Annotated in this window: 14 protein-coding genes; 4 read left to right on the top strand and 10 right to left on the bottom strand. The window is 46.4% G+C overall.

Annotated features, from left to right (window positions below; translation table 11 throughout):
* From ACESLK_RS29400 to ACESLK_RS29385, 4 genes are all read right to left on the bottom strand, one after another.
* Nucleotides 1-375: PAS domain S-box protein (locus ACESLK_RS29400; protein WP_373233401.1), on the bottom strand; the 375-nt coding region annotated here is incomplete at its 3' end.
* 296 nt (nucleotides 376-671) lie between these two features.
* Nucleotides 672-1,601, bottom strand: a complete 930-nt coding sequence (dpsA, locus tag ACESLK_RS29395; protein ID WP_007784329.1) for a dipicolinate synthase subunit DpsA — start codon at nucleotides 1,599-1,601, stop codon at nucleotides 672-674.
* Nucleotides 1,602-1,637: 36 nt separating this feature from the next.
* Nucleotides 1,638-1,958 carry a YunC family protein gene (locus tag ACESLK_RS29390; RefSeq protein WP_373233399.1) on the bottom strand — a complete coding sequence of 107 codons (321 nt, stop codon included), beginning with the start codon at nucleotides 1,956-1,958 and terminating at the stop codon, nucleotides 1,638-1,640.
* A gap of 91 nt (nucleotides 1,959-2,049) precedes the next feature.
* Nucleotides 2,050-3,567 (bottom strand): phospholipase D-like domain-containing protein, encoded by a 1,518-nt coding sequence (locus tag ACESLK_RS29385; RefSeq protein ID WP_373233398.1) that lies wholly within the window; start codon nucleotides 3,565-3,567, stop codon nucleotides 2,050-2,052.
* Nucleotides 3,568-3,721: 154 nt separating this feature from the next.
* On the opposite strand from ACESLK_RS29385, the gene ACESLK_RS29380 reads away from it, so the two are divergent.
* A complete protein-coding gene (locus ACESLK_RS29380; RefSeq protein ID WP_373233397.1) occupies nucleotides 3,722-5,167 on the top strand; it encodes an IS1182 family transposase in 1,446 nt (481 codons plus the stop codon).
* A gap of 29 nt (nucleotides 5,168-5,196) precedes the next feature.
* On the opposite strand, the gene ACESLK_RS29375 is transcribed toward ACESLK_RS29380, so the two are convergent.
* The 4 genes from ACESLK_RS29375 to ACESLK_RS29360 form a co-directional block, all read right to left on the bottom strand.
* Nucleotides 5,197-5,403 carry a DUF1657 domain-containing protein gene (locus ACESLK_RS29375; RefSeq protein ID WP_005832067.1) on the bottom strand — a complete coding sequence of 69 codons (207 nt, stop codon included), beginning with the start codon at nucleotides 5,401-5,403 and terminating at the stop codon, nucleotides 5,197-5,199.
* Between the two features lie 93 nt (nucleotides 5,404-5,496).
* A complete protein-coding gene (locus tag ACESLK_RS29370; protein WP_005832066.1) occupies nucleotides 5,497-6,057 on the bottom strand; it encodes a CBO0543 family protein in 561 nt (186 codons plus the stop codon).
* A gap of 145 nt (nucleotides 6,058-6,202) precedes the next feature.
* On the bottom strand, nucleotides 6,203-6,676 hold the full coding sequence (locus tag ACESLK_RS29365) for a hypothetical protein (protein ID WP_373233395.1): 474 nt from the start codon (nucleotides 6,674-6,676) through the stop codon (nucleotides 6,203-6,205).
* Nucleotides 6,677-6,754: 78 nt separating this feature from the next.
* On the bottom strand, nucleotides 6,755-7,255 hold the full coding sequence (locus tag ACESLK_RS29360; RefSeq protein ID WP_373233393.1) for a hypothetical protein: 501 nt from the start codon (nucleotides 7,253-7,255) through the stop codon (nucleotides 6,755-6,757).
* 207 nt (nucleotides 7,256-7,462) lie between these two features.
* Here ACESLK_RS29360 and ACESLK_RS29355 point away from each other — a divergent pair, with 207 nt between their 5' ends.
* The 3 genes from ACESLK_RS29355 to ACESLK_RS29345 all read left to right on the top strand — a co-directional run bounded on the left by ACESLK_RS29355 (nucleotide 7,463) and on the right by ACESLK_RS29345 (nucleotide 9,126).
* The gene (locus ACESLK_RS29355) at nucleotides 7,463-7,891 is read left to right on the top strand and encodes a cell wall hydrolase (protein ID WP_005832064.1); all 429 of its coding nucleotides are present in this window, start codon (nucleotides 7,463-7,465) and stop codon (nucleotides 7,889-7,891) included.
* Between the two features lie 170 nt (nucleotides 7,892-8,061).
* Nucleotides 8,062-8,403, top strand: a complete 342-nt coding sequence (locus ACESLK_RS29350; RefSeq protein ID WP_373233391.1) for a hypothetical protein — start codon at nucleotides 8,062-8,064, stop codon at nucleotides 8,401-8,403.
* 489 nt (nucleotides 8,404-8,892) lie between these two features.
* Complete coding sequence (locus ACESLK_RS29345; RefSeq protein ID WP_143767919.1) at nucleotides 8,893-9,126, top strand: hypothetical protein; 234 nt, start codon at nucleotides 8,893-8,895, stop codon at nucleotides 9,124-9,126.
* Between the two features lie 100 nt (nucleotides 9,127-9,226).
* On the opposite strand, the gene ACESLK_RS29340 is transcribed toward ACESLK_RS29345, so the two are convergent.
* Together ACESLK_RS29340 and ACESLK_RS29335 are read right to left on the bottom strand one after the other, a co-directional pair.
* Entirely contained in the window at nucleotides 9,227-9,403 is a 177-nt protein-coding gene (locus ACESLK_RS29340) for a hypothetical protein (RefSeq protein ID WP_373233390.1), read from the bottom strand.
* Between the two features lie 316 nt (nucleotides 9,404-9,719).
* Nucleotides 9,720-9,858 (bottom strand): SpoVA/SpoVAEb family sporulation membrane protein (locus tag ACESLK_RS29335; protein ID WP_373233402.1); only part of this gene is annotated, 139 nt, incomplete at its 5' end.

Raw genomic sequence — 9,858 nt, 5'->3', positions numbered from 1 at the left:
GCGATACGTGATCTCCTGAACCTGGATCAAGAATACTCTTTCCGGATGTCCCTCCACATCGATGACCGATAGGGTTGTCATTCCCCATTTGTGTCTGCCGTCAAGACAAATATAGCGATTCTCCATTTCGACATAATCGGAATTGCCGCCTAGCAAGTCATTCATGAACCCGTTATATAATGGAACGTCTTCCGTATAAATAATGTCAAGTATTCTCATTCGCAGCAGTTCTTGTTCTGTATAGCCCAGCATGTTGCATAGCGAGCGATTGACCATTGCCACTTCACCACCGAATCGAACTAAAGCTTTTCCGACAAGTGTATAATGAAATGCGTGGTGAGCGACAGGATGTGAAAGTAAATCTGAAATATCCATTTGCAAGTAACCTCCGACTGTGAAATAAGCTTATGTTTGCAACCTTAACGGTCTTCTGTTAAAAATCTATGGATGTTCTCTATTATATATGGCATTTTTAACAGTTGAAACAAGATTCCGAGACCAACACTAATTTAGAGTCCCCCGTTACATGGAAACCGACTTGTGATCTAAGAAAGAGCCGCTTTACCACGCTTCATTATCCGATTCTTACGCAAATAAGACGGAGGCCGGCAAAGTACCGACCTCTCTGATCAAGTATAAACAAGATGCCTCTCTAAATTACGTTCGCGATCTCACACCCCAGAAGGACAAGCAAGTATGTCCATTTGCTCCCGATTTCGATTCCGTTGTTCGTCCTGCATCATTTGACATAACGTACTCGCCAATATTCGTCCAGCTGTTCTTGGCGCGACAGCTCCCGGTAAACTTGGCGCCAACATGGCCTTGATTCCGCGTTTTTCGGCGAAGCGAAAATCTGTCCCGCCAGGTTTGGAAGCTAAATCAATAATGATTGCGTGATGCGGTATACGAGTTAGCACACGAGATGTAAGGATTAGCGCCGCAACCGTGTTAAAAATAATATCCGCATTTGCGCCTTCTTCGTACAAATCTTTCGTATAAAACGGCTCAATCCCCATCTCCAAGGCACGTGCAAACTGCTCCGGTTTCTGCACACCTGCTTTGACGTGTGCTCCCAGACGGTGAAGCACGCTGGCTAACGTAAGACCGACTCTCCCCAATCCCAGAACCATACAACGCGAACCATGTATGGTAATATCCGTATGTTGAATGGCCATCATTAAAGCGCCTTCTGCAGTGGGAATTGAATTGTATATGGCAACATCGTCCCTATTGAGCAATTCAATCAGATCGATACCCACTTCCGAGCAAAGGTTCTTCAAGTAGGACTTAGCTATGCCGGAATAAACTTTTGCATGTTTAGGCAAACAGGACATATATTCTTTGTTCAGCATTAGCGTTTCGGTCGAAAATGAAGACTCTATTTTGCCATGGTCATCCGTACCAACAACCGGTAAAATCAATACATCCGCCTTGCTAAGTACTTCCTTCGTAAGCTTTGCGTGCCGGACTTCATGAAGTTGTTCCTTCACATCTTCATAACCGATTAATACAACATTGGCATCCAGGTCAGTAAATGAGCGAATAATTTCAAGATGCCGGGCATCGCCTCCAAGAATAACAACATGCATACCCGTTAACAAACAATCCCCTACTTTCCTTAAAAAATGGCCTGAAAACTAACGGTAATTAACTGCGTCTGTCATCTTTACAAGCGCGTCTGACCCTTTCATTCCGGGATGAATTCCATGTAATTCCGCCTCTAGGGTAATCATATCAAGAGGGGCGTCCAGCAATTGCTCTATCGTTCGTACCCCGACTGCACGTCCTGCGACAATTCGACGTTCTTTTAATTTTTCATTTAACAGCCGAATATCCAGTGCGCCGCACATGATATATCCGTGTTCAGTTGTGATAGCCAGTAGTGTTGTTTTGGGCAGAGTGACCTCAATGCCGATAACCTGATGCCCTTTCACTTCAATCGGTTTGATTATAATCATCTATGATGCAGCTCCTTTTTCTATACTATATATATGCCGGGGGTGATACCTGCACCATAGACGAATGCCTAAATCCAATATTGCTTGTGTATTATAACAAAGGAGACAACAAACGCGCCGCTTGATCAAGCATCCGCTCGGATGAAGGTCGATTCACGTGATCTTCCAAACGATAGGGAGTCGCCTCGGCAAGATCCCGTTCGAATTGTTCCGTTAGTTCCCGAGCCACATCGGAGTGATACATCACTGCGCAGATTTCGTAGTTTAAACGAAAGCTCCGGAGATCATAGTTGGAAGAACCGAGTTCGGCAATCTCGCCATCGATAATCATGACTTTCGCGTGCAATACCCCTTTGTTATACTGAAACACATGGACCCCCGCCTCCACCAGTTCGCCGTAATACGTACGGCTGGCAGCGCCTGCAACTTTAGGAATCACCCGCTGCGGCACCAGTAATCTCACTCGAACCCCACGCGCCGCGGCTGTTTTGATGGCCATCAGGATATCCGCGTCGGGAATAAAATAAGGATTGACGATGTCGATGGATCGGGTCGCCTGGGTTAGACAAATGAAATGCATTTCCCGAATGACCGGAGTAGGCAGCGAGGGATTGCCTTCAAACATCTGGATATACACAGAAGGTGTATCTTCGGGTGAGGAAGCTTTCGCTATACGCGTGCTTTCCGTCGTTCCAAGCTCCGATCCCCACTCCCATCCGAATGCAGATCGCTCTGTTTTGCCAAAAGGAAAAGGATATTCGTTGTTGGGATGCGAACGTTGCACAGATTCAGGGTTGTTTCTTGCCGTTATTGGCGTATGGGGTATGTCCGGTGACGCCAATTTCCAATGGGCTTCAAAAACCGCCTTCGCATCATTCGCTGATTCGCCGGTTATCCGCATATGGGTATCGCGCCAGAATCCGGTATTCGGCTTCATTCCGGTATACTCATCCCCCACGTTGATTCCTCCCATAAATGTCTCCTTTCCGTCAATAATGACGATTTTGCAATGATCGCGGTAAGTCAAGTTGGATAGAATCCAGGGAAATCGCAAAGGGAAAATAGTCCTGCATTCAATGCCCGCCTCCTTCATCCGACGAATTGCATGTTTGGGAAACGACCGGCTTCCCAAGCCATCCCTTATAAAACGAATATTCACACCGGATAAAGCACGGTCAATCAGTGCGTCTGTGATCCGATTTCCAATATGGTCATTCCGATATATGTAATATTCAAGCTCAATCGTTTTTTGTGCGGATTGAATCGATTGCAGGAGTCTGCCGTAAGTTTCCATCCCGTTCGTGAGGATTTGGACAGAACCTGTTCGAAGGCTACTAACCGATAAGGGCTGTAAAGATCGGGCGATAACAGCTGCGGAATGGCCGCACAACGGAGGCAAAACGATCGGATTCTGATGCGATGAAACCAGCTTGTCCCGCCGCATTTGCACCGGATTCGTGACGAAAAGGTAACAAACGAAACCGATCATCGGAAATACCAGTCCGACTGTCATCCATGTCAGCGCCTTGGCGGGGCGGCGCACCTCCCGAACCGCAATAATGAGTAACAATGCTGTATTAACAATCCATAGTCCTGCGATCCATGCCAAGAAAATCAGCCTCCAATTATATAAACGATGAAAAAAGTTGCAGCCATGCCGAGAGACCGGCATGGCTCAGCCTGTAGACAAAGTTCCGTAAGGAGCAGGTTCTACAGGCTTTTTGTCGTATAGATATAGAAAATGGTGAGTTGAGGTGTGGGAGATGCTGAGTAAAAACAATTACGAAGGCCGCTTTCAAGTTTCAGTTCATTCGCTGGACGAGCTTGTACCGAATAATCACTTGGTTCGAAAAATCGAGAACGCCATCGACTTTAGCTTTATCTACGACTTGGTTCGAGACAAATATAGTGCAGAGACGGGGCGGCCCAGTGTCGACCCTGTGGTGCTCATCAAAATCGTGCTCATTCAATACCTCTTCGGAATCCGCTCCATGCGGCAGACGATTCGAGAAATTGAAACGAATGTCGCTTACCGTTGGTTCCTTGGCTACGACTTCACGCAACCCATTCCCCATTTCACGACGTTCGGGAAGAACTACGTGCGCCGGTTTCGAGATACGGACGTTTTCGAATCCATCTTTGCTCGCGTACTCGAAGAGGCCGTAGAGCATGGATTCGTTGAACCGGACGTCCTCTTCATTGACGCCACACACGTGAAAGCGAACGCTAACAAAAATAAGCACATGAAGACGCTCGTTCAGGAACAGAGCAAGAAGTACCAGGAGCAGCTCGAGGAAGAAATCAACGAAGACCGCATCAAGCATGGAAAGAAGCCGCTTGGAAAAAAGCCTGAGCCCGCTCTGAAAGAAGTGAAAGTGAGCACGACCGACCCTGAGAGCGGGCTGTTTGTTAAGGGTGAAAAGGAGCGTGTCTTTGCCTACACGTTCCACACGGCATGCGATCGGAATGGGTTTGTGCTGGGCGCGAAGGTAACGCCAGGTAACGTTCACGACAGCCAAGTATTCGAGGAAGTGCTGGAACTTGTTAAGAAGCCATTCGGAAGGCCAATCGCCGTAGCAGTCGATGCCGGCTACAAAACACCATATATAAGCAAGTTGCTGATCGACGACGGGATTCGTCCGGTAATGCCTTACACTCGGCCGCACACGAAAGATGGATTCTTCAAGAAGTATGACTACGTCTACGACGAGCACTACGATGCTTATATCTGTCCGAACAATGAGTTCCTGACTTATGGTCTTACGAACCGGGACGGTTACCAAATGTACAAATCCAATCCCGAGAAGTGCAGAACTTGTTCCTTCCTAAACCAGTGCACGGAAAGCAAAGACTTTACTAAGCAAGTTAGTCGCCACATCTGGGCTGATTACTTGGAGGAGGCGGATCACCTCCGCCACACAGAACAGAACAAACGTATTTACTCGCAGCGCAAGGAAACGATTGAGCGCGTATTTGCGGACATGAAAGAAAAGCATGGCATGCGGTGGACAACCTTACGAGGACTTCGTAAAGTTTCCATGCAGGCGATGCTCGTTTATGCTTGCATGAATCTCAAAAAATTAGCCACCTGGCTCTGGAAGTCAGGTGGCTCGAAGCGGAGAGTCGCTGCATTTTTATACCTCATAGCCCTAAAACAAGACAAACTCCTGAGTTCCGTTCCGGAACAAAGGAGTTTGTCTGCAATCTGAGCCATGCCGAGAGACCGGCATGGCTTTTTTTAGAACCCTTTATACTGCGGTTCTTCTTGTTCAATTTGTTGCAACCGCGGAACGACCTGGTCAATGATGTTTTGTGTCTGTTGTGCTGCGTTTGTGAATGTGGTTTTGGCCTGCTGGTTTTGTGTATTTAACGCAAACTGTTCAAAGCTGGCCTGCGCGCTTTTCAGCGAAGCTACAGCTGTTTTCAATTGAGAAGCTACCGTCATATCGATCACCTCCTGCAATAGCATCCGTATGTAATATGTCAACCCGTTCAAACGTGTATGAATGGTAACATATGGCGACTGGTTCTTGCCGGTTTAAGGTCCGGACTTACCGCAATCGATGCCTTTTCTGGCAATGCTTGAAGACATAAAATACAGCCCGACATAGATCGGAAATGAATAGATATGCTTCCAGTGAATGGGATGATATAAATCTGCCATTTGTGAGATCGGCTCGGCCACAAAAGCGGAAAAACCCCCAAATAGGAGGGCCTTTATCAGCGGGTTTACTTCCGGCTTGTACTGGTTCAAGAACATCACTGTGACGGGAAGAAGTGAAAAATTCCATGGAAAATTAGCCGGCATGAACGGGATGACTTCCCAGTGGTAATGCCAGAGACCCATGGCAATCCCAAGCTGATCCAGCCACGACGACACGATAATTATCGTAAACCCGGATAGTAGAAACTGTCCTGTTGCTCGTTGGTCCCGAATTCCGATCCAAATCAGCCAAGGACATATGGATAAACCTACTCCCAACCACCATTGGCGTGTAAACAGGACGTGATTGCGCCAAATTTCAGTCATGTTGCGGTGTGCTTCAACAATCAATTGATAGGCTTGTTCAATCGCATGATGAATCTGGTTTTCGTCCACCGATGTCACCCCTTTCCGTTTATGTGGGGACCTGCCATTATGCAATCTGTTGATAAGACGATGTACCCGCGATACAGCATCCTGCACGGATTATTTTATATCCGCCAAGGCCAGATGTTTGGACGATGACGGATATGTGCCTGCTTCATCTGCGCGAGTTTCCATATAGAATATTTGACGTTACAAATACGCCGACCGGCGGCAGCGAAGTTGAAGACGGTTGGGATGTGACATAGCCGCTATGCTCCGGCAAGTTGATATCAGTTGTCGCTACCCAGGTTCCATATTCGCCCGCCTGTAAAGAGGGGGGGAGCATTCGAAGGCGTCCGGTGAGGACCAAATGCCGAAGTTGAATCTGGACATCGTCATAGATGGTTAAATGACCGGAATAGGCAGCGTAGGGGGAATGAAACACGATCTGCTGCGCGCTTTCATTCCAGCTTCCTTCAATCGGAATCGGCGTTCCGCGAAATTGGATAGTGCCTTGAACTCGTTGGTCCGGCAAAACGCGCATCACAAGCTTGCCCCATACAACCGGCCTGCCGGCGACGGATGCATAAACTCCCCAAATGGAAAAGGGGGGTAATACCTTTGATATGGATTGCGAGGCATCGACCACGACTCATCACTCCTCTTATTCGGTTACGCCATTATATGCGTCCACGGTAAAAATGCCCGTCACGGGGCTTGGATTCCTTTACAGATAACCGAACATGATCAAGTAAAAGAAGATCGACAATACCGTCACCGGGATGCTCCAAACCGGCTTTGTATGATGAAAACGAAGCATGAGAAACATGTGTACGTCAAAAAAAAGCGACCACCAGCAATTCCAGCCGCGGGAGTAGGTAATATAACCGAGGCGATATCCGACCCATTCAACACCGATATAAATCAGCACCCACTTTGCAATGTGAACCACAGCCTTCCATTCGACTTCCGGAAAACGGGTGAGGTAGAGAAAAGCAGTTAAAGGATATATGCAAAAGGTGTGAAGCATAACAACGCTGGTATAGTTGAACACTGGATCGGGTTCCAAACGCCACAAATAAAATTTTTCATGCGAGAAGAATTCGTAAAGCAATTGAAAACAAGCTAGGTATACCATCGTTGGATAGCACTGGGAAAACTGTATCCACCGACCCCACCGCCACGCCGCGAATACCGTCCATAACGCAATGGCTAAATGAATACTCACAACTCACCTTCAGATGTTATTTATCATGTGCTGGCGCAGTTACATGTAGGCGGTTTTAAGTTATCCAAAAAAAGAGTAGTTAATTCAGGCAATTAACAATCCGTAAGGTGAAACTTGCGAGATTGTGCGTCGGATAGCGGTGTGAATATTAAGCAAGCACTAAATAGAACAATGGGAATATATTGAATACTAAAATGAGGTGATACAATGGCCGTTGTCAAAGCCAGGGCAAGTGATATAGATCTGTTGGCAAGATTGCTTCGAGCCGAAGCGGAAGGGGAAGGCGAACAAGGAATGCTGCTCGTCGGGGCTGTAGGAATTAATCGGATTCGGGCAAACTGCTCCGATTTTAAAGGCATTCGTACGATTCCGCAAATGGTATTTCAGCCGCATGCGTTTGAAGCAACCATACACGGTTACTTTTATCAAAAGGCAAGGGACAAAGATAGACGCCTTGCACGAAAGTCAATTAACGGTGAGCGACCATGGCCTGCTAAATTCGCTTTGTGGTATTTCAAACCCCCCGCAAATTGCCCTTCGACATGGTACAATCAGCCTTTTGTCGGAAGATACAAAAGCCACTGCTTTTACGAACCGACAGGTGTAGAATGCGAAAATATTTACAATACTTTTTAAACATATAAGACGCAGGCCTAATCCGGTCAGCGTCTTATATGTATTAAGCGCAATAAACTACTACAGTTTGATGATCTCTTCACTTTCTTTAACGTACAATGAAAATTCCATTCTAATCTAACCGGTTGCATTCAACGGATTTTGGGATTTTTTCCAACCTGGCAGCAATCATGAATGTTCCTCAAACATTGATTCTCCCAGGCGTTGCAGAAGTCCTCATACACTTTCTCTACGCCGTCGTCGGATATCATGTGTCTGGCCAGAAAGTCGTACCAGAACTGATCGAAGGACAGGGGCATCCGGGTTCCATATTGGGAACAAAGGGTTATATAACGGTCCCAGATTTTGATTCGGAATGCTGCCAATTCATCACATCGCTCTATATGCAGGAGGAAGAAATGCGAAGAAGACCCCGAAACCGAAGTACTTTTCGCCATGCGATTTATTACTTTAATTGCGGGCTATCGAGTAGCCCTAGTCTGTCCGCGTCGTCGGGAAGTATCTCTGCATAACCGTTTGGAGTAATACTTTGCAGGTATGGGGATCTTCCAGTTTTGGTTCGTGTATGCCAATGCCAGTACCAACCGGCCAATCAGTTCTTTATTGACCAGCCAACACAACTCATTGTACTTCTCCAAGGCATTGAGGAAATTACTGAGTTGATGGAGCAGGGAGAATCGGCGTCTTTTTGAACATTTACACGAATCCGATGATGTCCCAAAGTTGATCCTTCGGTAGGCGTAAAATCCGATTTTGGTATCTTGATTTCTTACCGTATACCAGAGGAGTGTTTTGAGGAATGGAAGAGGGTGTCCAAAGGCAGGCCAGCCGATATGTCCGGCATCACCTACGAGAAGTTTCTGATCCGATCGGAAGATCTTCTTCGCTTACATTCCACAGTTCGGCCATTTCCTTGATATGCTTTGGACCAAAAGGGTAAGATCGATGGTTCACCAACCGAAGCGCCGACCGTCTACTGACTCCGATGATGTATAAAGGATATGAATATCGGAATAATATCAGTTACATATTCTGAAAATGGCAAATGGAAAGGAGAAAATATGGAAAAAAGCGAACTTAAATCACAATTTAAACACCGAATCAAAACGGCAAGTAATAAATCTCCAATAGTATTGGATGGCAAGGCAAGTAAAAAAGTTCCAACCGAGCCGAGTTTGATGGAGAGAACCAAAGAAGCGATGGAGAATATAGGAACCGAAATAAATAGCGTCTGACAGTATATGGAATGATGCAGTTAGGCTCGCCATATGGCAAAAAGTTCACCGTCAGAAATATTTTATAGCTGGGTCGACGTATGAACAAACAAAAAAACAACTACAGCTCCATAACAATCGGTTTATGCCGGGTTTGCTCGTAAGCTTTGAAATTATTGATGGGACATTCCGTAAGGATTGGAACAAGTAAACTTCTCATAATCAAAACCAGTCGGTTAGGGAGCGCACTAACCGACCCCTTAACGTGCATTCGGAAATATTCGTTGCACAAGTTCATTGAATTCTTCAAGAAAACCTATGACTGGCTCCCTTGCCTGACATATATTCGTACGCATTGAAGTTACCCCGGTCTACAGCTGGCATCTCGCCATGTACCTGCACGAGAATCCGGCGCTGCAGGCGCGCAAAGTCATAGTGTTTACGATTAACCCGAAGCTTGTGAACAAGTTCAAGAAGCAGACGGAGAGATAACGCCTCCTTTGCATAAGTCCTTCTGCGGAATTCCCAGTTAAAATCTGGAGTTAAGCGCTGGATTTTTTGACTGGGTCTAGTTTGTCATTTCCATTTTCCTGACTCTTCCAATGGGCCCCGTATTATCCTTTGGGCTTTACGAACAATGCAGCGAGAAACGAAAAAATAATCGCTGCGGATATTCCGGCACTGGTCACTTCGAAAATTCCGGTGATGATCCCAATCCAGCCATTGCTCTTTAGTTCTTGAAGCGCACCATGG

Source organism: Cohnella sp., assembly GCF_041640265.1.
Lineage (GTDB): Bacteria > Bacillota > Bacilli > Paenibacillales > Paenibacillaceae > Cohnella.
The sequence above is the reverse complement of the archived record's forward strand: the minus strand, read 5'-3'. Positions and strand labels throughout refer to the sequence as shown.